At 40.8% G+C, this 24,740-nt stretch carries 22 protein-coding genes and 3 pseudogenes; 8 read left to right on the top strand and 17 right to left on the bottom strand.

Annotation, left to right across the window (positions count from 1 at the left end; all coding sequences use genetic code 11):
* Positions 1 to 103: 103 nt before the first annotated feature.
* Both AAFM34_RS15080 and AAFM34_RS15075 read right to left on the bottom strand, forming a co-directional pair.
* On the bottom strand, positions 104 to 724 hold the full coding sequence (locus AAFM34_RS15080) for a hypothetical protein (RefSeq protein WP_341664231.1): 621 nt from the start codon (positions 722 to 724) through the stop codon (positions 104 to 106).
* Between the two features lie 545 nt (positions 725 to 1,269).
* A pseudogene (locus tag AAFM34_RS15075) lies at positions 1,270 to 1,410 on the bottom strand (glutathione S-transferase); the annotation flags it as partial.
* 93 nt (positions 1,411 to 1,503) lie between these two features.
* Between AAFM34_RS15075 and AAFM34_RS15070 the strand changes: the two are divergent.
* A pseudogene (locus AAFM34_RS15070) lies at positions 1,504 to 2,321 on the top strand (LysR family transcriptional regulator).
* 72 nt (positions 2,322 to 2,393) lie between these two features.
* Here the strand turns inward: AAFM34_RS15070 and AAFM34_RS15065 are convergent.
* Positions 2,394 to 2,816: a PACE efflux transporter gene (locus AAFM34_RS15065; protein ID WP_341664229.1), complete on the bottom strand. Its 423-nt coding sequence runs from the start codon at positions 2,814 to 2,816 to the stop codon at positions 2,394 to 2,396.
* A gap of 89 nt (positions 2,817 to 2,905) precedes the next feature.
* Between AAFM34_RS15065 and AAFM34_RS15060 the strand changes: the two genes are divergently transcribed.
* Positions 2,906 to 3,778 (top strand): LysR family transcriptional regulator, encoded by an 873-nt coding sequence (locus AAFM34_RS15060; RefSeq protein ID WP_341664227.1) that lies wholly within the window; start codon positions 2,906 to 2,908, stop codon positions 3,776 to 3,778.
* A gap of 112 nt (positions 3,779 to 3,890) precedes the next feature.
* Positions 3,891 to 4,172 (top strand): annotated as a pseudogene (locus AAFM34_RS15055) (L-ascorbate 6-phosphate lactonase); the annotation flags it as partial.
* Between the two features lie 87 nt (positions 4,173 to 4,259).
* On the opposite strand, the gene AAFM34_RS15050 reads toward AAFM34_RS15055, so the two are convergent.
* From AAFM34_RS15050 to AAFM34_RS15040, 3 genes are all read right to left on the bottom strand, one after another.
* On the bottom strand, positions 4,260 to 4,874 hold the full coding sequence (locus AAFM34_RS15050) for a peptide deformylase (protein ID WP_341664225.1): 615 nt from the start codon (positions 4,872 to 4,874) through the stop codon (positions 4,260 to 4,262).
* Between the two features lie 65 nt (positions 4,875 to 4,939).
* Positions 4,940 to 5,515 carry a GNAT family protein gene (locus AAFM34_RS15045; RefSeq protein WP_341664223.1) on the bottom strand — a complete coding sequence of 192 codons (576 nt, stop codon included), beginning with the start codon at positions 5,513 to 5,515 and terminating at the stop codon, positions 4,940 to 4,942.
* 138 nt (positions 5,516 to 5,653) lie between these two features.
* Positions 5,654 to 5,953 (bottom strand): YciI family protein, encoded by a 300-nt coding sequence (locus AAFM34_RS15040; protein WP_341664221.1) that lies wholly within the window; start codon positions 5,951 to 5,953, stop codon positions 5,654 to 5,656.
* A gap of 290 nt (positions 5,954 to 6,243) precedes the next feature.
* Here AAFM34_RS15040 and AAFM34_RS15035 point away from each other — a divergent pair, with 290 nt between their 5' ends.
* Positions 6,244 to 7,284 (top strand): hypothetical protein, encoded by a 1,041-nt coding sequence (locus AAFM34_RS15035; protein WP_341664220.1) that lies wholly within the window; start codon positions 6,244 to 6,246, stop codon positions 7,282 to 7,284.
* A gap of 71 nt (positions 7,285 to 7,355) precedes the next feature.
* Here the strand turns inward: AAFM34_RS15035 and AAFM34_RS15030 are convergent, their stop codons facing one another.
* The 3 genes from AAFM34_RS15030 to AAFM34_RS15020 all read right to left on the bottom strand — a co-directional run bounded on the left by AAFM34_RS15030 (position 7,356) and on the right by AAFM34_RS15020 (position 9,726).
* Entirely contained in the window at positions 7,356 to 7,592 is a 237-nt protein-coding gene (locus tag AAFM34_RS15030; RefSeq protein WP_341664234.1) for a hypothetical protein, read from the bottom strand.
* Positions 7,593 to 8,049: 457 nt separating this feature from the next.
* Entirely contained in the window at positions 8,050 to 8,850 is an 801-nt protein-coding gene (locus tag AAFM34_RS15025; protein WP_341664218.1) for a hypothetical protein, read from the bottom strand.
* A 480-nt stretch (positions 8,851 to 9,330) separates the two neighbouring features.
* Positions 9,331 to 9,726: a GFA family protein gene (locus AAFM34_RS15020; RefSeq protein ID WP_341664216.1), complete on the bottom strand. Its 396-nt coding sequence runs from the start codon at positions 9,724 to 9,726 to the stop codon at positions 9,331 to 9,333.
* A gap of 250 nt (positions 9,727 to 9,976) precedes the next feature.
* Here AAFM34_RS15020 and AAFM34_RS15015 point away from each other — a divergent pair, with 250 nt between their 5' ends.
* Together AAFM34_RS15015 and AAFM34_RS15010 are read left to right on the top strand one after the other, a co-directional pair.
* A complete protein-coding gene (locus tag AAFM34_RS15015) occupies positions 9,977 to 10,315 on the top strand; it encodes a hypothetical protein (RefSeq protein ID WP_341664214.1) in 339 nt (112 codons plus the stop codon).
* 71 nt (positions 10,316 to 10,386) lie between these two features.
* Positions 10,387 to 10,986: a thiol:disulfide interchange protein DsbA/DsbL gene (locus tag AAFM34_RS15010; protein ID WP_341664212.1), complete on the top strand. Its 600-nt coding sequence runs from the start codon at positions 10,387 to 10,389 to the stop codon at positions 10,984 to 10,986.
* Positions 10,987 to 11,030: 44 nt separating this feature from the next.
* Here AAFM34_RS15010 and AAFM34_RS15005 read toward each other — a convergent pair whose 3' ends face one another.
* The 3 genes from AAFM34_RS15005 to metE all read right to left on the bottom strand — a co-directional run bounded on the left by AAFM34_RS15005 (position 11,031) and on the right by metE (position 14,925).
* Positions 11,031 to 11,819, bottom strand: a complete 789-nt coding sequence (locus AAFM34_RS15005; protein ID WP_341664211.1) for a hypothetical protein — start codon at positions 11,817 to 11,819, stop codon at positions 11,031 to 11,033.
* Positions 11,820 to 12,056: 237 nt separating this feature from the next.
* Positions 12,057 to 12,515, bottom strand: a complete 459-nt coding sequence (locus AAFM34_RS15000; RefSeq protein WP_341664209.1) for a MarR family transcriptional regulator — start codon at positions 12,513 to 12,515, stop codon at positions 12,057 to 12,059.
* 127 nt (positions 12,516 to 12,642) lie between these two features.
* Positions 12,643 to 14,925 (bottom strand): 5-methyltetrahydropteroyltriglutamate--homocysteine S-methyltransferase, encoded by a 2,283-nt coding sequence (metE, locus tag AAFM34_RS14995; protein ID WP_341664207.1) that lies wholly within the window; start codon positions 14,923 to 14,925, stop codon positions 12,643 to 12,645.
* A gap of 322 nt (positions 14,926 to 15,247) precedes the next feature.
* Here metE and AAFM34_RS14990 point away from each other — a divergent pair, with 322 nt between their 5' ends.
* Positions 15,248 to 16,159, top strand: a complete 912-nt coding sequence (locus AAFM34_RS14990; RefSeq protein WP_341664204.1) for a LysR substrate-binding domain-containing protein — start codon at positions 15,248 to 15,250, stop codon at positions 16,157 to 16,159.
* Positions 16,160 to 16,186: 27 nt separating this feature from the next.
* Here the strand turns inward: AAFM34_RS14990 and AAFM34_RS14985 are convergent, their stop codons facing one another.
* From AAFM34_RS14985 to AAFM34_RS14975, 3 genes are all read right to left on the bottom strand, one after another.
* Positions 16,187 to 16,387: a DUF4250 domain-containing protein gene (locus AAFM34_RS14985; RefSeq protein ID WP_341664203.1), complete on the bottom strand. Its 201-nt coding sequence runs from the start codon at positions 16,385 to 16,387 to the stop codon at positions 16,187 to 16,189.
* Between the two features lie 71 nt (positions 16,388 to 16,458).
* Positions 16,459 to 17,139 (bottom strand): hypothetical protein, encoded by a 681-nt coding sequence (locus AAFM34_RS14980; RefSeq protein WP_341664233.1) that lies wholly within the window; start codon positions 17,137 to 17,139, stop codon positions 16,459 to 16,461.
* Positions 17,140 to 17,217: 78 nt separating this feature from the next.
* Positions 17,218 to 19,698, bottom strand: coding sequence for an EAL domain-containing protein (locus tag AAFM34_RS14975; RefSeq protein ID WP_341664201.1), 2,481 nt, complete (start codon positions 19,696 to 19,698; stop codon positions 17,218 to 17,220).
* A gap of 88 nt (positions 19,699 to 19,786) precedes the next feature.
* On the opposite strand from AAFM34_RS14975, the gene AAFM34_RS14970 reads away from it, so the two are divergent.
* Positions 19,787 to 22,018, top strand: coding sequence for a YgiQ family radical SAM protein (locus AAFM34_RS14970; RefSeq protein ID WP_341664198.1), 2,232 nt, complete (start codon positions 19,787 to 19,789; stop codon positions 22,016 to 22,018).
* 71 nt (positions 22,019 to 22,089) lie between these two features.
* Here the strand turns inward: AAFM34_RS14970 and serC are convergent, their stop codons facing one another.
* Both serC and AAFM34_RS14960 read right to left on the bottom strand, forming a co-directional pair.
* Complete coding sequence (gene serC / locus AAFM34_RS14965) at positions 22,090 to 23,172, bottom strand: 3-phosphoserine/phosphohydroxythreonine transaminase (protein WP_341664196.1); 1,083 nt, start codon at positions 23,170 to 23,172, stop codon at positions 22,090 to 22,092.
* Between the two features lie 126 nt (positions 23,173 to 23,298).
* Positions 23,299 to 24,567 (bottom strand): DUF945 family protein, encoded by a 1,269-nt coding sequence (locus AAFM34_RS14960; protein WP_341664194.1) that lies wholly within the window; start codon positions 24,565 to 24,567, stop codon positions 23,299 to 23,301.
* Positions 24,568 to 24,740: the final 173 nt, after the last annotated feature.

Here is a 24,740-nt window from a genome sequence, read left to right as displayed (position 1 = left end):
CTACCTTAACTTGATGATTTTTATCTAAATTATCAGGGGATTCCTCAGTACATAGCCTGCACTAATAGCCTTAATACTTACCGGATAAGTTCTAAATCACCCATCAAGCATCTATACGAACGCACATATTTAGAACTGGATTCTTGTTGCGATTCTCTTCCAAGTCCCTTTGATCTTCTTCCCACTTATTGCGGCCCAATTCAACCAAAAATGCATTGAGTGCATTATTGAGTGAGTCTTCAGAACTATCAGGCTCAAATGTAAATGGATTCACCGCAGGCTCAGGGTTTAAATCTGCGTAATTAACTTTTGCTCGGCTCCAGTTAAGCTCAATATTCACTTCATATGCATTATCTAAGTTGTTAGCTAATATGTATGGGGTTGCGAATTTTCTCTGATGTCTGTAACCGACTTGCTCAGCTAATAATGTATCAAACAAAAACTGTCGTAGCTGATCATATTTGGTCGAGTCTTTATCACGAAGCCTTTCTCGATTGGCATTATAGAATTCACGTTGAAATGCATTGACTTGTGACCATGTTGGTACATGATAATTACTGCCATGAGCCTGACAAGCAGCTTGAACTTGGGCTAAATCTGTATCATTGGTTTGTAAGTTAATCCACTTTTCTTGGACAAAAAGACTGGAATTAGTATCACTATCTTGAGCAAATACGGAGAAAGCACTAGCGGATAATGCTATTGTTAATAACGTTTTTTTCATCTTATTTCCTTGTTCATAGTTAATAATTAAGTAGGTAAAAACCAAACCTGATTAGCATGTAAATGCTGTTAAGCCTTCTCCTAAATTTCATATTTAGATGTCAAATAGCCCTAAAAACTAATAATAATTTTTATAGGGAATATATTAAATAATAATTCAAATATTTGAATAATTTGTGAGTTTGAATTGCAAACATTAAAATACCCACTATATAAATAATCATATAGATTATATTTAGATCCTATAATAGGAAATCTGATATAAGTTAATTCTAAATATTTAACTAAAAACAATAATATATATACTTTATATATTGTAAATTTAAAATAAATTAAAACTGTTTTTAATTTTAATTAAAACAAATATCTAACATTTAATTAAATTTATAATTTGAATTTAAATCATAAAGCAATCATATAAGTATAAGAGTTATTAATAAAAGTTGGTTTTTATTAAAAAATCATAATAAAAATGAATAAATATATAAACTATAGCCAACACTGTAATCTTTATAAATTTGTCTTATGTCTCCTGTTTAAGCCAAACTAAACAGCCTCCCCTGCTTCATCTTTTTCAACAATGTCATTTTCTATGCTTGCTTCCCTTAACCAACGTTTCACTGGTTCACTGGCTAATACTTTTTGCTGATAGACACGGGCACCCTCGGACAATTCAATCCCATATGTAAGTATGAAGTCACAATATCTGATTGTTTTCTTTGGGACTAACGGATAATTTTGATGGAATACTTCAATAAAAGTGATGAATAAGTTTTTAGTATGGATATCGATGCTCTGCGCAGCTTTCTCGCCTTCGCCGAAACAGGAAGCTTTACCCGCGCTGCGAAACAAATAACCGCACCCAATCCGCGTTCAGTACTCAAATGCGCAAGCTAGAAGAAGGCCTGTGTGTCAAACTGTTTGAGAAAGAGGGGCGAAATCTCGTCTTGAGCGAAGCGGGATTAGCGCTGCGCTCTCATGCCGAGAAACTAGTCGACTTACACAATCACACACTAAAACAAGTTAAGCGCTACGAAAACAAAAGGCCTTTACATCTTGGCTGTCCTGAAGATTATAATGACAACCTTCTGCCCAAGATTATTAAAATCCTGCAAAGGGCTGAACCTACTTGTTCTGTCCATATAGTCAATGAACCTAGTGTAAGTCTCAGACAAAAGCTCGATGCCGCAATTGTCACTCGCGCACCAAACAGTGAAGAAGGGTATTGGATTACCAGCGATAGAGGTGTTTGGATAAGCCATCCAGATTTCATACTTGATGACTCTCGCCCAATCCCACTTGCCCTGTTTAATACCGACTGTAAGTATCATGCTTCAGCTATTAACAGCTTAACCAAACAAAATACAGCCTATCAGCTACTGACTTGCTCCAATACAGCATCTGCTCAGCGAGCTATTGTTCGAGAAGGATTAGCCATTGGTGCAATGGGGGCACTCAGTGTCACCAATGATCTTAAAATTCTAGATAAGATGCCAACCTTGCCTACTGTTGATATTGTACTTATTACCGGCATCACTTCTCACCCGTTATTAGACAAGGAATGTTTATCGCAGCTTTGTAAGTTGGTGCCTACATAAAATATGTTATCTAGGCACGACCTATACTGAGTGAGTCCAAGTTTTGAGGCTAGAAGCCTAACCAAGACTTGTTCAGTTGATCAATTTTCTCATTTTTCTAAATGGCTGAATTTTATCGTATGTCCAATTAAAGCCCATTGCGTAGAACAAGAAGAAAACTAAAAACCCAGCTTCTATCGCTAAAGCCTGTAGCAGAGTAATTTTTAAGAACCAAGCAATTACAGGAATAGATAAAAAAATTAATCCACCTTCAAATCCCAATGTGTGACCGACCCGCATAGTCAAGCTACGTTTTTCTCGGTTTGAACCAAACCACTTATCAAAATACAGGTTGTAAATATAATTCCAAATGACAGTGTAAAAAGTCAAACCGACACCAACCACTGCCAAGTCACTTGAGTCTTTACCTGTAGTATAGGTAGCAGCAGGAATTACGATTACTAATGCAACAATTTCAAATAGTACAGCGTGGGAAATACGTTCATTACGAGTCATGATGTTTCACCTAAATAGTTCTACTCATTGACTGGTATTTTATCTATTATAAAGATACATAAAAGTTAGATAGTATCTTTAAAAGCGATATGTTTACTATTGAACAACTGCAAGCCTTTGTGATGACATCAGAAGCAGGATCATTTTCTGCTGCAGCTCGCAAGCTTGGACGAGCCCAATCGGTCATAAGTCAACACATCATGAATATGGAACTTGATTATGGTGTCGAACTCTTTGACCGTTCTGGCCGCTACCCGAAATTAACGGACACAGGGCATGAGCTCATGCCATACGTAATGGCCACATTGAGCCAACTAGACCGGTTAAATAACAAAGCATCTCAACTTTTTTCTGCACCTGCTACCAAGTTGGTACTCGCGGTAGATGAAGGGATCCCGCTTACTCGCTTACCAAATGTGTTAAAGAACCTAGAGCAAACTTTTCCTGATCTTCAGATGGAATGCCTCGCAGCATCAAGTTCTGATATCATTGAACTCATCCAATCAGAGCGAGCGACAGCAGGCATTATTTTGAGCGATTTTAAAATGCCCAAAAATATCGATCTCTCTAATTTAGGGCATATTGGCTTCGACGTATTTGTATCCTCAAAGCACATTTTGGCAAAGGCAAATATTCAAAACATAGACCAGCTTAAACAACATCGGCAATTGACTATCCGTTCAAAAAATAAAGACGTGGGTGGACTAAATCAAGCCTTTAGCCCAGATATATGGTATGCCGATAATTACTATATATTATTGGAACTGGCGAATCAGGGGTTTGGTTGGTGCTTTCTTCCAGAACATTTAGTGTCCTCTGTACCAAATACGTTAGTAAAACTCGGAGATGAATCCACTCAGCTCGCATGGCAAGTCAACATCGATCTGGTACAGCATCAGAAATGGCACTCAGATCCTTTACACCAACAAACAAGATTAGAGTTACAAGCCCTATTTGATTAATAGACCAAGCTTTATAACTTTCATATTGAAAATGATATAGTCCAACAAAACGTCATATAAGGGGACAAGGATGCACTCAACCGACGCCATTGAGCTAGTAAAACTGGGAATAAACTCGGATATTCTCCGCGCGGCAGAATCGTTGAACTGTGAGGTTGTGGTGCCATTTCACCACGATATCTGGGCGAACTTCCAAAACGACCCGCGTGAAATAGAAGTGCTTTGGAATATGAAGAAAGACCGCCTTCAATATGGATTTGCACCATTCTTTTGGCAAGTCGGTGGCCAATATACTTACCCAACAGACAAAGGTCGGATGCATTACCAACACTTTCGTGGGTTTGCTGACATCTTCAAAAATGACCCAGAACTGCCCTATCGCGCTTTTCTGTGATCATTCCTATTTCTACTATCAAGGGAGCCAATGGCTCCCTTGTTATTTAATGGCTAACATTGCCAAACACTCTTAGGCAATTACTCATTAATCCTTGGGTTTATCTAAACCATCAGTTAGCTCTTTAATTGTCGATAAATCCCCTTTGTTCTTTAGCTTATCAATATATAGTATGCCGTTGAGGTGATCGGTTTCATGCTGCAAAATTTGAGCTTTATAGCCATCAACTTCCTCTTCTTGCCACTGACCGTTTAAGGTTTGGTAACGAAAGTGAATTTGTTGATATCTTGGTACCGCTTTACTGTAAAAATGAGGAACAGAAAAGCACCCTTCCGCCATGGGCGTGGTTTCTTTACTTATCGGGGTATAGCTTGGGTTTAAAGCCACTTCCCAAGTCTCTGGGAATTGCGGTTTACCATCAACAATCTCAGGCACACGGAAAACAAAAGCGGCTTTATTGATCCCCAACTGAGGTGCAGCTAATCCAACCGCGTTTGTTCCTGTACTCGCTTTATTCATCAAGAGGTTGACGAGTTCTTGAGTATCCTTGTCTTGAGGAGAAACAGGAGTAGCTTGTTTTCTCAGTACTTCTCCCGCATACACATTATCATCTATCGATATCTGCTCGTCTTGCGTAAAAGTATGGGTGGAACATCCGTTGACTAATAATATTGATAAGGCAGTAAGCGTCGATCTAAGCATCAGCATTCATTCGTTTTAGTTGAAAAATCAGAATCCTAACTGTCAATATTCTCTATGGCAACCCATTAGACGAGAACAGAGTGTGTTGAGACTTTAAAAAGCTTTTTTATGCCTGCCCACTCAGTAGATAGAACTGACATTAGTACTTTATCGACAAACTCACCATTGCGAAATCCTGATTGCCGCATCACACCCTCGTGTTGATAGCCAGCATTTTCATACGCCTTAATTGCCCCCAGATTTTGGGAACTTGCTGTCAGTTGGACTCTGTGTAAACCGAGTGTTCGTATTGCATAGTCTGTTACAACTTGCGTTACTGATGTGCCAATACCCCGGCCCCAATAACTTTTTTCACCAATAAGGATAAAGTATTCACCACTGCGATTTAAAAAGCTAATTCCTGATATTCCAGCATAACCAATCAGCTGGTCATTCTCTTTGCAACAGACTCCGAAAGAGACATTCTTAGTATCTGAATTTATTGATGAAAGCCATTTTTCAATGTCTGACTTTGATTGGGGGTAAGAGTATGAAGAAAGACTATAGATAGTGACTTCACGGTCTAGAGACCACTTATAAAATGCTTCCTTATCGTCTGTGTCCAATGAGCGCAGGTAGTATCCTTCTATTTCTAATTGCATTAGTTTCCTTATAAAACTTAATTAATGTATACAGGGCTTAGAGACAATGCCATCTCGAACAACTTCCCACTTAGTATCTTCAACCACGTTATCAGATAAGTATTCAGAGCATGGAGAAATCCTTTTTGCTCAAAATAACTAGCCATTTGACTGAACTAAAGACGCAAACTCCGGAGCGGATTTGGTGGGAATAAACTCTGTTATTTCATAATCGGCCAGATGATGAATCTTGAACGGATCCTCATCTAAAATTTGCTCTAACTCGCCTCGATTACCTGCTGTGGCAAGAATTACACCACCAGTGCGGGGCACTTTTCTACCCGAAGCAATAAAACTGCCTTTTTCATAGTGTTTATCTAGGTAGTTAATATGCGACTCTAGGTGTTTATCAATTTGAGAGATATCACTTGTATAGGTTATCGACACAATAAACATCATTGTTCCTTTTTTGTTGTTGAAGTGGCTATAAACCACTCACCCACTTACTTTGAGTTCACGGGCTACAGGCGATTATAACATCATGTAGATAGGTATAAGTCACATTAAACGAGAAATGCAATTCACTGATACTTATTGACTTTATAGTTTCTAATGGCAGTTTCTTAAATTTATAAATATTATTAATAAGATATTGTGACATGAAACCAAAAAAGTGAAGAAACACCCTTACTGCGAGCTTAACCCCGCTCGCTGGGTCGTGACCAAACCATATTAACTAGGAGTCGCCCGTGCCTGATAGTGATGTTATTGCAAGTCTGAGACAATATAATAATTTGAAGGAAGTTGAGGTGGAGCCAGGAGATGTAATTATTGTTAAAGTCTTTCCAGGATGGGCACATGACAAGATTGCATCTTCCATCACCAAAGCGCAAAAATACTTCCATTGGAAGTCACCTGACGAAAAAGCAGGTATGAAGCTACAAGGCGCTGCGGCTTCTGAACACGTAGCTATTGGCCTATCAGCCACTGAACTCGCTGAAGCAGCTGCAGAAATACATGGGAAAGATGAGATACCTACTTCAGCAGCGGTAGTGTATAAATGCACTGACAAAGAGTTGGCCAAAGCCGCGGTAACAATAACTAAAGCGTTGTGCAGGCTTGAGGTCGATATAAGGCCAAAAGGCCTTCCGACGGAAGGGGGTCGCTACGATATGGTGGGTGCGGCCAAATCTCTGTATAGTAAGAGAACATTTCATTCGTCAACGAACGAATACATTGAGGACATACTCAGATTTGTCTATGGTGGGAGTAACATTATCCCTGATATGTTTTGTTCTCAGCTCGCCGTTGCAGCATACGAGTCTGCATCCGTTGCGATCTATGGTAAAACATGCTTTGGTTCCGATCCCAAAGGTGTCACGCCCAGGTATATGGAGCACCTTCTCAATACTAGGGGCAATTTTTATCTCGCGGGAAGAATACCAGTTCCCCCCTTACTCTTGCATACTGATAAGGTGATTGATACTTATGAGAAAGCTAGAAAGTGGCGACAAAGTGCTGACTCAGTAGAGCTTCATTCATTACTCTATAGTTCGTGGTGTAAGCAAGCTGAGCAAAGAAAGCAAGGGTTAGGAGAGCTATTATATCTTTACGAAACATACTTTGGGCTTAATGTAAAACCAGAGTTTAGAGCAGAAATGAAGCCATTAAGCAAAGAACTGCTCAATGCCTACCCTGGTGTAAAAGCATTACAAAGGAAGCCCAAAAGAAGTGGTCGTTTATACAATATTGTTTTTAAAGAAATTGCTCCTTTAGATTACTTCTTGTAGAAAAACTAAGCTTCTTATCTGTATAAGAAACGCAGCCACTTTGCCAAGTACAAATATCCCAATTAGCGCTTTTATTTCAAAAGCGCTGAGCATTCTTCATAAGATGGGCTGTCACCTCGTTGAATACCCCATAACTGCTTTGCGGCGTAATAAGAAAAGCTAGTGTCTGCAGAAGCCTTCTTCTGTCTTTCACGTTTTTTTTCCATATGGATTGATTTCATTTCTTGCGCTTGGGCACCAGATATCTTTCTTGAAGTCGCACAGATACTGGCGAGCCCTTCATAAGCATATGCATTAACTTCCGACATATTAATACCCGCTAGCGTATTGGAGGTGTATAGAAAACCACAAGTTGCAATCAGTACCTTTAGACGTGCACACACAATTCTCACCTTGTCAGCATAATTGTCACATAAAGCCATTAACTTGACGTTATTAATAGCTACCAGCGATACGTTATTAGCGCTCAATACACGACAAACACACCCATAGTGACCGAAAGATTAATAGATATAAATATAAGTGTAGTTGCTATCTGAAAGAGCGATTAATATTTAGAAGAACAAACCAATTTGGGTATTGACTAGCTTGAGAGGCGAGTATGGAAGACTACTTAATTAAAGTTAAAAAGGACGTACTCCGCCATAACGTTGACCGTATGTAAAGAGGATCCCTAAACCTTAATGCGGAATTACATAAAAAGCCCACCGCATAATCTGTACGGTGGGTCGCTAAAGTTCAATAATCAGCTACAACGGGTGTTAATTAATCTAAGTTAACACGCTCAAATTTTACAGTGTGGCCACCTGTGAATTCGGCAGAATTAACTGCATAATACAAAGAAACTTTACCACCTGAATGTACGTAGAACTCATCGTTTGTGTTTAATTGAAGCGTGGTATTTTTTGAATTACGAGGATCAACATAGTTAACTGATACGGAAGAGATAATATTTCCATTCTCATCTGCTGCCTCTCCTTGAATCGATACACGATATGTTGTATCCGCATCAATATAATGCGTCAGAGGCTCACCAGCGCCTAATAAAACATTATTATCTGTAGGATTTAACGAAACACCTTGCACAGGAACACCACAAAATTTCGCCGTCATTTTAACCACTTCAATAGGTTCAACAGATCCAGAGCGACCCAATCCTAAATGCAATTTTCCATCACGCAAACGTGAAAAATATCTTGTGTCATTGAGATTCATATGAAGCTCAGTTCGACCTGCACGATTAGAACCGCCATTTGATCCATTAGCACCTTCAAGCTCTCCCGAGATCGACATTGCTTCAGTCGTCGGCTTTGCAAGATAGACTCTAACTGAGAGACTTCTTGGATTTTCGACCTTATCGTAGCCAAAATCAAAATTGAATTTTTTTATCGTGTCCCATTCATTATTTCCATATAAATGATTCGTGTCATAATCAATCACTAGTGGAGTGCTTGGCTCAATAACACTTTCAAGCCATTGACAATCACTACTTGCCACTGATTGTGAGGATGCCATTAACAAAGCACTCGCGAAAATAGACACAACCGATTTTTTTGATAGGTTCATATTTTTCTCATTTTATGGTTAAAAAACTAGCCAATAGGCATGGGCCTAACTGTAAGGTGAGGGATTATAATTGATATTAATGTATTTTCAACAATATACTAATTTTTAATTATAAAAATCATACAGTTAAATTAATGATTTGTAGAAAAATAAAATGGCTATGATGTGCTCAAAAAATGGTTACAAAGGTGACATAGATACGGTTACAGTTAACTCGTATAGATTAAACGTTTATTAGAGGTCATTGTTCCTTCTTTGCATTTTCTAATCTGAGGAATTTTTATTATTTAAAAATTACGAGCATTCTCCGTAATATGGGCCATCGCCTCTTTGAATGCCCTATAGCGGCTTTGCAGCCTAATAATAAAAGCTGGTGTATGTAAACACGCTCTGCTCTGCTGTCTTTAACATTAGAAAGAGCGATTAATCTATAAGTAGACAAGTAAATCTAAAAAGGAGCGTGTGAAATAGAAGCAAGGATTAGGACTTGATTGACTTCTCAAAGGTAGGAAGTTGTCCAATATCTATTAGCCATTGGAGCTTAGACTCGTCGTAGATGTTTACCTCGGGTACGAGTATTTCTGCACAATCAAGGCTTCCCAAATGTACGATATTCAAACCTGTGTAATTGGAGCTCTTGTTGTATATTGGCGTAGCACACTGGTTACAGAAATGCTTGCAGGCATTTTTTGACACCTTAAAACAGCCAAGCACCCCTGATATCAATTCAAAGTCTGACTGCAATACCGCTGCATAGGTTGAAAACGCACTGCCGTTCATTTTTCGGCACAGGTTACAATGACAATTGACTATTTTTTTAATTGTTCCAGTAATTTGGTATTTTATCGCACCGCAGTTGCAGCTACCTGTGATCATGTTATGACTCGCTATCATATTTTTGGCAACCTGAGCAGCGCTGAGAACTCAACCCTGCTTCACCCCTCAATCAATAGTGTGTATTAATTTTTGTAAGATAGTTTAAATCAAACCTTAGAATTAGGGTTTATGTTATTGATTAATATAAAAAGATCAAGCAGCGATTATAGCGACTCAACTTTATTTTCACCATTTATCATTGAGGCCAAATGCGGTAAGCTAGTTTTTCGGCCATTGGGGATAGTTTATTTTGCTGACTCGATTTTCATCATACATTGTTGCGCTTTTTTGCTTCGCATTTATCAGTGTCAGCGTCGCTTTTGCTGCTCAGCCTACTCAAGAGGCCTTGGCCTTAGTACCAGATAGTTCACTAGCCCATGAAATTAAATGTCCCACCGAAAATAAAAATCACAGCAAAGCCAGTACCGCACACCACTGCTGCGCTGCCTTTTGCGCTTTAAAAGAGCCCTACCTAGTTGAACTCAAATTGGCAGATACTAGCCAAAGTTCGCTCGCTTTAATCAAACCAGATAAATCAGAAAAAGCAGTGACCCGCATACAAACCTTGTTTCGACCTCCTATCGATTAGTTCTTGATTATTTACTCAGCTATTACCGACTACACTAGTCGGAGTTATTTGTATTTATTAGGAATTATTTGATGAAAAAGTTATTTGCTTTACTGACAACTGCTATTATTTCGCTTAGTACTCATGCTGCTAAATTTGAGGAAGGCACTTATTATGATGTGCTAAAAACAGAGAAGTCGGCGACACCTAAAGTGACCGAGTTTTTCTCTTTCTACTGCCCACATTGCTACAACTTCGAGCCAGTGATCAATCAAGTGAAAACATCGCTACCTAAAGACGCGCAGTTTGAAAAGGTTCATGTCGCTTTTATGGGTAGTGACATGGCTATCCCTATGGCTAAATCCTATGCCACCATGGTAACTCTTGGGGTTGAAGATAGTATGGTTCCTGCCATGTTTAAACAAATTCATCAGCTGCGCAGCGCACCAAAAAATGAGAAGGCCCTACGACAAATCTTTATCGATAACGGAGTAGATGCGAAAAAATTTGATGCCACTTATAACAGCTTTGTGGTTAACTCCATGCAGAAAAACTTCGATAAGCAGTTTGAGAAAAGTACCTTAACTGGCGTTCCCGGTGTTCTAGTCAACGACAAGTACATAGTCAAAGCAGATAAAATTAAATCAATGGAAGAATACAGCCAGTTGATTAACTACCTGCTAGCTTTGTAAAGTTAACCAAAGCCAAATAAGGCCAACTGAGAATCAGTTGGCCCCTAAACCCTCCAATCTTCAATACTCATGTAGCTAGAATCAAACCCTTTTGTCATCGAGCTAAGCTGACCCATCGAAATACCCGTCAACCTAAAACCAAATGAAAACCTGTGAGTATTAGACAATACACAGTGCCAAAGGCGAAACCCATCGGTGTGCATATTTCCACAATAGAATGCTCTAAGATTCCAACCTTTTTTATCCCATGAGGTATATATTCGCCCATCCGCATCTACATAACGAAAGAAAGATTTTCGGTCTTCTGGTGTATAAACAAAGTAAATTCTGACAGGTGCCGAAGATGGCGTTTCATTGGTATGCCATGACATCATTCCATCGTCTGGAGGGTAAATAAATGACCCCGAGTTTTCTATTAATTCTGTATCGGGAATCGTATCAAATAGAATCGATTCTATTAAAGGTACTGCTTGATGATTGACCAAGTGGTAGAGGTGGGTATGATTGCTTAACACAACGTCATTACTCTTCAAAGCCAAGGCAGACTTCAAACAATCCTCTTGAGTATACCAAGAGTAAGGACGTAACTTAGACTGCTTATTGTCCACGGCGTTCTTAATGATATATGGTGTTTCACCTAAGTTTTTCGTAACACTTCTATTAAACTGCTTAAGTTTTTGACGGCTCCACCCTTGCATATCCACGACCTGCACTGAACTACTTTCTCGAAGCAAACCTATATGAATGGAATCGAACAATCCGGCCAATTTATTCATAACACTTTGGTCGAACTGACGTTCATCCAAATGTAAATAATAAGGTTCCTTTTGCATAAAATCTCCCTTAGTATCAATGAGATTGTAGTAAAGAAACCCTTAGGCTAGTTGGGTTAATGGGGTCAGTCTTCAGTACTAGAATCAAAGCTTCTATAAGTAATCTTAGCAGCGGCTAGCAAAGAAGATCGCTCCTTTGCATACCTAGAAGACTCATATTTCCTAATCGGAGAAAGCAGCATTGTCACTAGAAAAGTTTGCAGATATTTATCATGGGGATAACCAGATTTAACCACATTAGGTAAGGTTAGATAGCACCTTATCGCACAAATGTCGCAGAGAAATCAGTTCATCAGCATCGAGATCGACCTTACACAGCATATTACTGGGGACGGATTTCGCTTGCTCTTGAAGTGCTCTGCCTCGGTCAGTCAAATTTAGTACTCGCACTCTCTCATCTTCGTCACTTCTACCTCTGGCTACAAAACCCTTGGTTTCTAGCCTTTTGAGTAGTGGCGTTAGTGTTCCAGAGTCAAGATATAACCGACTACCCAGATCTTTAACACTAGCGCCATCTTTCTCCCACAACAGCATCATGACTAGGTATTGTGAATAGGTAAGATCAAGGCTTTCCAGTAAAGGACGATATGCTCGAGTCACTGCGTTAGCCGCACTGTAGAGAGGAAAACAAATCTGTTCACTTAGAAGAAGCATAGGTTTATCTGAGTAAGATTTTGACTTGTTAGATGTATTCATAGTCACTTTTCATTGCGCACAACATGGTTGCATTATAACGAACTTTTGATAAGTGGTGGCAAAGTAATGTGAGATAGAGTCAACAATGCCGCCCCAAAAAGGGCGGCATTTTTTGAGTCACTCGATTTTATGAGTATTCTGCACGTAGCTTTTTCGCTGCTGACACCATATTACTCAGTGAAGCTTCCGTTTCAGCCCAGTTTCTTGTTTTCAATCCACAGTCCGGGTTTACCCACAAGCGTTTCGCTGGGATCTTCTCTGCTGCTTTATTGATAAGGCCTTCAATCCATTCTTTACTGGGGACATTTGGAGAGTGGATATCATAGACTCCCGGGCCTATTTCATTAGGGTAATTAAACTCCTCAAACGCTTTAAGCAGCTCCATATTAGATCGCGAAGTTTCAATCGTTATCACGTCAGCATCCAAGGCTGCCACAGAGTCAATAATTTCATTAAATTCGGAGTAACACATGTGAGTATGGATCTGGGTTTCAGGGCTAGCACCTGCTGCAGAGATCTTAAACGCCCCTACCGCCCACTCTAAATACGCATGATGATCTCGTTTTTTCAGTGGTAGTCCTTCTCGAATCGCCGGTTCATCAATCTGAATAATATTGATCCCTGCATCTTGTAAATCCACAACTTCATCACGAAGTGCTAATGCCAGCTGATTAGCAATCTCTTTGCGGCTAATATCTTCCCTAGGAAATGTCCAACATAAAATGGTCACTGGGCCAGTAAGCATACCCTTCATTTTCTTAGACGTCAGTGACTGGGCATACTTTGACCACTCAACAGTAATGGGCTTCTCTCTTTCAATATCTGCCACCACAATCGCGGGTTTCACACATCGTGACCCGTAACTTTGTACCCAGCCAAACTTAGTAGTCTGAAAACCTGCTAAGTTCTCCGCGAAGTACTCCACCATATCATTACGCTCAGCTTCACCATGGACCAGAACATCGAGGTCCAACGCTTCTTGGCGTTGTACCGCTTGCTTAATGTGACCCTGTAACGCAGAGATATAATCCAATTCGGACAGCTTGCCTGCACGATAAGCACTACGCTGCTGGCGAATTGCGCTCGTTTGTGGAAAAGACCCTATAGTTGTGGTCGGAAACAATGGTAAATCTAGCGTTTTGCTTTGGGCTAAAGCACGTTTCTCATAGGGTGCACTTCGCTCCTCTAGGCGTTTATTGATTTGGCTAAGCCGCTCTTGTACCTGAGGTTTGTTAACATGTGTTGCTGTTTTTCGAGCCTTCACTGGCACACTATAAGTTTCACAAGCTTCAATTGCTTGTTGATCGCCATCGAGCGCTTTCGCTAGCAAAGCCACCTCAGAAACCTTTTGCTTTGCAAAGGCGAACCAGCTGCGCACTTCTTCAGATAACTCAGATTCCAAGTCGAGATCAACTGGGCTGTGAAGTAAAGAACATGAACTAGCAACCCAAAGTCGGTCACCCAGTTCGGCTTTAGCTGGCTTTAGCCTTTCTAATTGAGTGGAAAGATCTGCACGCCATACATTTCTCCCATTCACCACTCCAGCAGAAAGTACCCAACTCTTTGGAAGCTTAGATACTAGTTGATCGAGCTGCTGAGGCGCAGCTGATAGATCCACATGCAAGCCATCAACATCAAGTTCCACAACTTTATCGAGTGAGTCATCCAATGAATCAAAGTAAGTGGTTAAAAGTACTTTCACATCACTGCGAATCACTTGGTAAGCAAGCTTAAAAGAGTCTAACCAAGATGTCTCAAGCTCCAAAGATAGAATTGGCTCATCAATCTGAACCCACTCAACACCTTGAGCGGCAAGTTTAGACAATATGGTTTGATATGCAGTAAGAATGCGTGGCAAAAGGCTCAGCCGATCAAATCCGTCTTCAACTTCTTTACCCAAATAGAGGTAACTAATCGGGCCGAGCAAAACAGGTTTAACCTTATGACCTGCTTGTATCGCTTCATTTACTTCTTCAAATAGCTGAGGCCACCTCACTTCAAAGGTGTCTTCTTTACTGAACTCAGGAACAATATAGTGGTAATTGGTGTTAAACCACTTAGTCATATCAGATGCCGCTGAGCTACTGCAATCACAACTAACTTGAGATTGACCACGTCCTATCTTGAACAAAGTATCCAAGTCTGGAAATCCACTTTGGTGGCGCTTTGGCACATGGCCAAGCAGTAAAGTGGTTGTTAATACATGGTCATACCAAGCAAAATCACCAGCAGTCACATAACTTAGTTGAGCGTCAGATTGTGTTTGCCAATTCTTGTGTCTCAGCTCAGAACCAATAGCCTTGAGAGATTGCTGATCAATGTCACCACGCCAGTACTTCTCAAGCGCAAACTTAAGTTCACGCTTCTCACCAATTCTTGGGTAGCCTAAAATATGAGTTGTTGTCGCCATCTTACAATCCTTTTTTGATTTAAAATTCATTTTTTGGGTATGCGACTGTTCTTAGAAGTCGAACTGACAAACCATCACCCAAGCGTTTTATGCAGAACACCAAAGGCGTCTAGATGGCTAAACTATCTCGCTAAACCATTAAAGTGACAATCTCCAATTATTCAACTTGTTTATGAGATAATTTCATGTATGTCTGCAATTATGTCCGGCTTAAGGTGACAAACTTTAGCTTAAAAATTTAGACGTCTAGATGTTTACACATCCTTAAAATCAGAGTAGATTAGTTATATTCAACTTTCTTCAACTCGATTGAACAAGACTAATGGTAGAGCTTAAACACCTGAAAACACTGGCAACATTAAGAGACACGGGATCACTGACCGCAACAGCCACGGCATTGCACCTCACCCAGTCAGCACTTTCTCACCAGATAAAGGATCTTGAGGCAAGGCTAGGCGGACAACTATTTCTGCGCAAAACTCGTCCGGTTAAGTTCACTTCAGAAGGGAAAATTTTGATTGATCTAGCCGATCGGATTTTGCCTCGCATAGCCAAAGCAGAAAATGATCTTGCAGGTCTCAAAGAGGATGTAAATGGACGACTGCACATGGCGATTGAATGTCACTCTTGCTTTCAATGGCTAATGCCGGCATTAAGGGATTACCAACAAACTTGGCCTAGCGTAACACTCGATTTTTCATCAGGTTTTGGTTTTGAGCCACTTCCTGCATTACTCTGTGGTGAGCTAGATCTAGTGATAACATCCGATATTCAGCCTAGATCAGAGGTGCATTATGAGCCTTTATTTGATTTTGAAATGCGTCTTATCACTGCTGTGAATCACCCAATAGCAAGTCAAAATTGCGTACAACCTGATGACCTCAAACAACAAACTATGCTCTCCTATCCGGTGCAAAAGAATCGTCTTGATGTCGTCAAACACTTCCTCCAGCCAGCAGGGGTGGAGCCAGCTAAATGGAAACAAGCCGATAACACACTAATGTTGGTACAAATGGTATCCGCAGGACTTGGTGTTGCAGCACTACCTAACTGGGCTATCCATGAGTTTTCTCGTCAAGGATTGATCAGCAGCTTGCCACTGGGTAAAGGACTTTGGCGTCGCTTGTTTGCCGCGACTCGTCAATGTGAAAAAGATAAGCGTTATTTACAGGCTTTCTATAGCACTGCAAAACAGCAATCTAAAAACCACTTAGAAGGGATAAAAACCATTTAACTGTGGCTCATAAAGAATTGAATACGGCTATCTGTCACACGACTTAAATTGATTGGTTAAAGGGTCGTAGTGATAACCTAGACTATCCAGCTTATGAGTCACAGCATCTGTATCCATTTCATACATGACTATCAGCTCTTCTAAACTGCCACACTCAAGCCTTAGCTTTTCGTTAACAATTCCAAGCAAGATATTACTATCTAATCTAGTGACATTACTTAGGTCCATAATAACGCCCCAATACTAACCCCATCCTTTAAAGCTTAGCGGCAAATGACAAAATAAGAAATGAACCACATCTAAAGGACAAAAAAGTGCTCAATGAAATTCATAGACACCAGCATAGTAATAAACGCCACCCAAAGCTGAATTTTATGCACTGTTTTCGAGAGCAAAATATGCCAACACCAAATCAAAACTGCGGTAATCATTAATGCAAATCCACTTAGCAAAATGTCGGTATGGTCAGCCAATACATTTGGATCTATCTGGGCACTTTTGATTAACACGATAATGCTCAGCAGCATAGCTGAGACTATACCTGTGACGGGCAAGATTCGGTGAAAGGCCTGTAAGCGAGTCTTAGCAATAGTAAGTAGGAGATGAGAAAATAAAGCGCCAAGCAAAAATATCTCTATAAACTTCATAACGGAGCCAACAATACTAGGCTGCTCGCTAATCACTATCCCGACATAGGCGAGAGCCAAACCGTTAGCAAGGTACATGACCCAAAGAGGCCCTTGTATACGCGTTTTTTTGGTTTGAACTTGCGAATAGAAATACACAATAGCAAATACCAGCATTATTGCTTCTATTTTCAGTGATGCCACCGCAAGCCAGAGTAAAGCAATAGCTGGTAAAACTTTATGAATTCGTCCTCTTTGCCCTGGACAAATACCCCCTTTCACCAAAATAAGAGTTAATACTAATTGGACACCTAAAAGCATCGGGGCAAGTAGGGATAATATTTGCTGGATCATCACTTCAAGAATCGTCGTTATCATATCTGGGTGCGGATAATAGCAAAACTATAGCGCTTTCGGCTACTGGCATCACCTTTAAGCGGAAGCAAAATAAGACAGCAAGTCTTGCCCTGTCACGACACCTAGATACTGCCCAGATTCATTAACAATTATCCATGGAGGCTTAATACCACTTCTTATCAATTCAGGCACTTCTGACAACTTAATTTGAAAAGAAGCGCGATGAACATCCTTACGCATAACCTGATCTAACTTTCGCTTTAGCGAGGTTACATCTCTAGGAGTCTCTAATCTAGAACCAACATTAAAAGACATATGATGATTGAGTTCTTCGCGGCTCACAACACCCAAACACGCAGTACCTTCAACAACAGGGATAACATCTAAGTTGTACTGTTTCGATTCGAACAAGCTCCTTGCATCCCCTAAGGTGTCCTGAGGCTCTAACGTTGGAATGTAAGTTTGGGTAATGTTCAGTATTCCAGCTTGGCGCATACCAGAAGATGACGCTAGGAATGCCTCCAACTTCTCTGTGTATCCCCAAGCATTGTGCAGCTCTTTCAAAGGCAAGGGTTTAGAGAAAAAATAACCTTGAATATAATCCACGCCAACACTACAAATAACCTCGAGTTCTTGCTGGGTTTCAACGCCTTCTGCCACCACTTTAACATCTAGAGTGTGAGCCAATTCTGTGATCATTTTGACGATATAATACCTGTGCGTTCCAACACTCAAGCCAGTCACAAATTCTTTGTCTATTTTTAAAATATCAAAGTTACAATCACTTAGATAACTAAACGAACTATACCCTGTACCAAAATCATCAATGGCAACACTGACTCCTCTGCGCCGAATATTTCGTATTAAAGCAGACTGTTGAGACTCACTATCGAAGTAAGCACTTTCGGTTAGCTCAATAGTGACCAACTCGGGCGTTTTAGCATATTGGTGAACCAGTGCATCTGCACTTTGCAGAACTTCATCGTTATCTTGTTTTGTGTTGAGGGAACGGTTGATAGTCATACCTAGTTGCGAGCCAAAATGGTCTTGAATCTTGGTTAAATCCTCTAACGCTTTACGCCCAACACACCAGTCTAAGTCAGAGACCAAATCTAAGTCCTCGGCTATCATCACCATTTCCTGCGTGTTTAAAAGCTTACCATTTGGGCCTTTAAAACGACTCAACGCCTCAAACTTAGCAATTTCCCAAGTTTTTACATCAACAATAGGCTGATAGTAGACTTCAACTTTGTTGCCTTTGATAAGTTTAACCGTTAATTCTTCTAATTCCTTCCGGCGCAATACTTCCCTATGGATGGCTCCATGATAAAAGGTGATCAAACCTCTCGCTTCACTTTGTTGCTCCAACATTGCTTGTACAGCGTGAGATACAAGTAGCTTAGGGTTATGAGTGTCTTGACCCAGCACGGAAACACCAACTTTGCCGTTAACGATGGCAGAATGAATTTCTTTACCCGCTTTCTGATTCAAGGAACTGAAGAAACGACGGATCGTTTGATGGATAATTCTGACTTGAGAAGGCCCAGAACGCTTTTCACACTCTAAGCAGACCACAAAATGGTTGTTACCTATGTAGCCGACTTGCTGGGCTTCTCTGTTACGTGATAGATGCTCAGAAAGTTTTGACTTGGCTTCAAAATCATCTCGGCCTGAGAACTTAGGGACGAAGGCTACGACCATATTGATTTGCTCAGAGGCTTCATCCATCCAGCGACTAGCAACTGATTGGATAAATTGCTGTTCTGTTGGCAATTGAGTAAGAAGTTCAACACCACCATGCTCGACGTCCGCCACGCGATAAAGGTTTTTGGAGAGATCAAGATACCAACCTACATAAAAGACGTTATCATCCACTCGAAACTTTTGCACCGTTAAGTCTTGGGGAACTGTATTACCTTTCTTGGTTTTAATCAGTATGACACCAGACCAAAAGCCCTTCTCGACAACATCTTTCCAAAGATTTTGATAATAATCCTTACTGTGTTTACCCGAGTCTAAATGATCGACACTTTTCCCAGCTAGGTCCTGATGGCTGTACCCTGTATGCTCTTGAAAATACCCATTGCACGCAATAATGTGCTTCTCAGAGTTAGCTAGCACGATTCCGTGGTGTGGGTTATCGAACACTTGCTGAAACAACTGGCTAATGACATCTTTTGACCCTCCAAAACTAACCAAGGGTACGAGCTTGCCTGATACATGGCCACTACCGTCACCATGAAAAAGACACTCTGTAAAACAAACTCTATCCTTATCTAAACTAAGACAGAAGGCATATCTATGTACTGATGTGGAATTACAGGACTCTGATAAAAGCTTGAGTAACTCAGTTTGGTCTTGGTAGTTCAATAGTGATAAAAACGAGGCATCGTCAGAGTCTGGCAAGTTGGTTTGAAACAACTGCGCAAACTCGCTTTGGTTTAAGGTAAGTTGATGAGACTGCTCATCCCATTGCCACTCGATAAAGTTCGCCGCAGCCTTACCACCTCTAACATATGATTCAATTGCAGTATGAGAACGGAGATCTCCTAGCATACAAACCTGCATTGGACAGTTTTATTGGGGGTAGATAGCGAACAAACAAGTCGCTATAATTCGCGCTCCTTGAAGTAGAGACAATAATATGTACGCTAAAACCACTCCTATCCATGAATACAAAAAATACTGGGCTGAATGCTACGGTACTGCTCCATTTCTTCCGACAAGCCGTAAAGAGATGGATGCATTAGGATGGGACAGCTGCGACATCATTATCGTCACTGGGGATGCTTATGTTGACCACCCAAGCTTTGGTATGGCCATTATAGGCCGATTGTTAGAGGCTCAAGGTTTTAGAGTTGGTATCATCGCGCAGCCAGAATGGCACAACAAAGAAGCATTCACAAAGCTTGGCCAGCCAAACCTATTTTTTGGCATCACTGCAGGCAATATGGACTCAATGATCAACCGCTATACGGCTGATCGAAAGTTACGCCATGATGATGCCTATACCCCCAACAACGAAGGCGGAAAGAGGCCAGATCGGGCAACTCTTGTTTATTCTCAACGTTGCCGCGAAGCATACAAAGGCGTTCCAATAGTACTTGGTGGTATTGAAGCTAGCTTAAGAAGGCTAGCTCACTATGATTATTGGTCAGATAAAGTACGTCGTTCTATCTTATTCGATGCTAAAGCCGATATTCTTTTATTTGGGAATGCTGAACGAGCATTAGTTGAAGTAGCGCATAGGCTCGCTGATGGTGAGGATATCGCCAGCATGACTAATATACGTGGTACAGTTGTCAGCTTAGCCTCAGAACCTGATGGCTATAAGATTATCGACTCTTCACGGATTGAAAAACCACGTAAAGAAGCCTTTATTCCACCCAACCCTTACACTGTTGAAGAAAAGTGTGATATCAAAGCTAAAGATAAGGACGAACAGGCAAAACCCATCACCATTCGCCCATCACGTCACGACGCTGCAACAACTGCGGTACGTATCCCCAACTTCGAGAAATTGAATAACGATCGTATCCTGTATGCCCATGCAAGTCGCATTATGCACTTGGAAACCAACCCATACTCGGGCCGTGCCTTGATACAACGCCATGGTGACCGCGAGTTGTGGGTCAATCAGGCTCCGATTCCTCTCTCAACCGAAGAAATGGATTACGTCTTTGGATTACCTTATGCGAGAGTACCTCACCCTCAATATGGTAAAGCAAAAATTCCTGCATACGACATGATCAAAACATCCGTTAACATAATGCGTGGCTGTTTCGGTGGGTGTTCATTTTGTTCAATTACTGAACATGAAGGTCGTATCATACAAAACCGCTCTCAAGAGTCGATTCTAAATGAGCTTGAAGAAATCCGAGACAAAGTCCCTGGGTTTACTGGTACGATTTCCGATCTTGGTGGTCCAACAGCCAATATGTACCGTTTAGGCTGTAGTGATCCCAAAGCAGAAGCGAATTGTCGACGTCCATCTTGTGTCTTCCCAGGAATTTGCAACAAACTCAATACGGATCACAAGCACACCATAGACCTGTACCGCGCAGCCCGTAAGGTCAAAGGCGTTAAAAAAGTGATGATTGCATCAGGTGTTCGCTATGACTTGGCTATTGAGTCCCCTGAATATGTGAAAGAGCTAGTTACCCATCATGTGGGGGGCTACTTAAAAATCGCTCCAGAGCATACCGAAAAAGGACCGCTTGACTTAATGATGAAACCAGGAATGGGGACATACGATAAGTTCAAAGACATGTTCGAAAAGTACAGTGCTGAAGCAGGAAAGAAACAGTATCTTATTCCTTATTTCATTTCCGCGCACCCTGGTACCGAAGATGAGGACATGCTTAACCTAGCTTTATGGCTTAAGAAGAATAATTTCGAATGTGATCAGGTACAGAACTTCTACCCTTCACCTATGTGTAATGCAACCTCTATGTATTATTCAGAGACTAACCCTCTCAAACGAGTGAAGTACAAACAGCGTGAGGAAGTACCTGTAGCGAAAGGAGAACGACAGCGCCGATTACATAAAGCATTATTGCGCTACCATGATCCAGCCAACTGGCCAATTATACGTAAAGCATTAATCAACATGGGCAAAAAACATCTTATTGGGGATAAGCCGAGTTGTCTGGTACCAGAAGAAGATACTCAAACACTAACACCAGCCCAACGTAGAAAATCTGGCCGTCATGGGGCAAATCGGTTTGCGACTAAACACACCAAAAGCCAGCCTGGATTTGAAAAAATGCATGGTAAAGGGGCTAAACCTAAGGGTAAGTTTGGTTCTGGAAGCAATAGCAAGTCCAATAGTAATCAGACTGATAGTAATACGAAACGCAGTAAGAAAAGACGATAAGAATGGTCAGTACTGAACCAGAGAAAAGAGCACTTGATAACACGACCTTGTGCTCTAAATTTGGTAGAGGTTTAAGCGTTATCTGCCGCAAACTCTCTCATAAACTCAACCAAGGCTTTTACACCTTCCATCGGCATTGCATTATAAATTGACGCCCGCATTCCTCCTACAGCTCTGTGACCTTTAAGCGAAACTAAGCCTCTCTCAGACGCTTGTTTTAGAAATGCTTCATCCAATTCAGGTTTTGCTAGTTGGAAAGGCACATTCATTCGCGACCGGTTTTGAGCATGAACATCATTACTATAAAATGCTGAACTATCGATATAGTCATACAAAACTGTGGCTTTTTCGATGTTTATTTGCTCGATGGCACTTACCCCTCCCTGCTCTTTAAGCCACTTAAAAACCAGCCCTGATAGATACCAAGCAAATGTCGGAGGAGTATTAAACATTGAGTCTTTTTCTGCCAATACCTTATAGCTCATAAAGCTAGGTAAAAGGTCGTGAGCCAAATCAAGTAGGTCGTCACGCACAATAGCAATACAAATACCTGCAGGACCGATATTTTTTTGTGCACCCGCATAAATAACACCATATCGTGAAACATCTATCTTACGCGAGAGTATGTTAGAGGACATATCAGCAACAATAGGTAACTTGGTGTCGGGTAGATCAGAGATTTCAATCCCGTCAATGGTTTCATTAGGGCAAAAGTGAACATAAGCAGACTCAGGATCAATTTTCCAATCCGAAGCTTGTATCACTGCCACTTTTCCTTCTTTTGTTATCTTTGCATCAACTAGGTCTACTTGGCAGTATTTTTTTGCTTCTTTCACTGCGCTTTGAGCCCAGTAGCCAGCATCCACGTAAGTCGCTTTGTGTGAACTGCCCAGTAAGTTAAGAGGCACTGCAGCAAATTGTGCACGAGCACCTCCTTGACAGAACAGTACTTTATAGTTGTCTGGAATATCGAGTAGATCCCTTAGATCCTGTTCTGCTTCTTCAGCCACTTGAATAAACTCTTTGCTCCTGTGACTGATTTCCATCACTGAAGTACCAAGCCCATTCCATTCAACAAACTCCGCTTGTGCTCTTTGCATTACTTCTTTAGGCAATCCCGCAGGGCCAGCACTAAAGTTATACACATTCTCCATTCCCAAGTTCCTTGTCTACGCTTTTAATAGAGGTTTAATGGATTAATACCATGTTTCTTTATACATAAAAAGCAAGAAAAGAGGTCTTAAGACCTCTTTTTTGATTAGACAGCAATAAATATATGGTTAGGGCTGGGTTACAGCGGGGAAGAGTAACGCTATCAATGGTATTTTTTGACCACTTTCAAACACCACATTTCCATCTTTAAGTTCAGCCTTGAGCTGATAGCCTCTATCATCCTGACCAATAAACTCTTGTATCAAAGCTTCATCAATACCTTGTTTAATAAACGGGTACTGCTCTACAAGACCATTAGAGAAAAAAGTATCAATATCACCGGTTAAGGCTGGTAAAAGCTTGGCCGGATTTTTCGTGATATCACTTGTCCCTTCTGGAACTGACACTTTACCCACACTATTAAATTCACCACCATCTCCCAGTGTCAACGCTGCTTTATTCACCGACAGGTAGAAGCCTTTATTGAAAAGAGTATCAACATAAGGCATTGCCTGCTGAACATCTGCAGGCGTCAACGTCGGGCTATTTTGATAAAGACTAATAAGGTGATTGAAAGCATTGCTATCTAGCCCACCAAATTCAACGTCAAGCCCCAGATTTTCGGCTTTACCTTCTGGCATTTCCAATTTTGAAATATTGAACACATGCTGACTATCTACACGAGAAGAGGCATCATCCATCGATGAAGAGAATTCATATTTGGCCTCTTGCATGTTGAATATAGAAGATTGCTGCGCATCGGATATCTTTACATCAGATATACTGATTTCTTGACCACCCAACCAAAAGTTATCTTGTTTTCGCCCATCTCCTGAACCTTTAATTCCCGAAATCAACATTTTCTCTCCTGAGTTAAAGTCAATTTCAATAGAAGGGACATTGAGGTCGTAACTCACCTCACCAAGTACTGTCAGATGCCCTTTAAGAGTGGAAGAGGTCACAGATATCATCGCAGCATCTTCACCTTCAGAGGACTGATGCCAATTACCGAGTTCAAGTGAATAGTCTGTGTTTCCGTTAAGCTGGGTGACAGTAGTCAGCTTTAGCGGGAAACGTTCGGTATCCTCTAATGTCGACTCGGCCTTCAAACTCAAAAGCCCATGAGTAACATGGCTATTAACTACAAATTCTGTTGGAAAGCCATCCAATTCGAGTTCTTTTGCTAGAACTGGATCTTGTACCTTATAACGTGTTGTTACTTCTGAAGATAAATAACCTCTGTCATAAGAAATAACTTCTGCTTTTAAAGACTCATTGGCTAAATGCGCAACACCATCCTCAATAACATTTTGCCCAATTTGACCGACGGCAAGAGGCCAACATAATGCTAATGCTATTGCGCCACCGATAGCGCCATATTTTTTCAATTGATGCATGTTTTATCTTTACTCAAATATTTATTGAAGTTTACACCAAAACTCGCTATTAAATCAGAGTATTGGCGTTACACCATATTATTAGATTAACTACCCATATACTAACGTCAATGATACCATGATCCGCCCCAGCAGTTTTGGACACCGAGTTAAGTGAGTACAATCACTAACGA

The sequence above is a fragment of the Vibrio sp. genome, from assembly GCF_038138445.1.
Lineage (GTDB): Bacteria > Pseudomonadota > Gammaproteobacteria > Enterobacterales > Vibrionaceae > Vibrio.
Note: the sequence above shows the minus strand (reverse complement) of the source record. Positions and strands in the feature narration are given on the sequence as shown.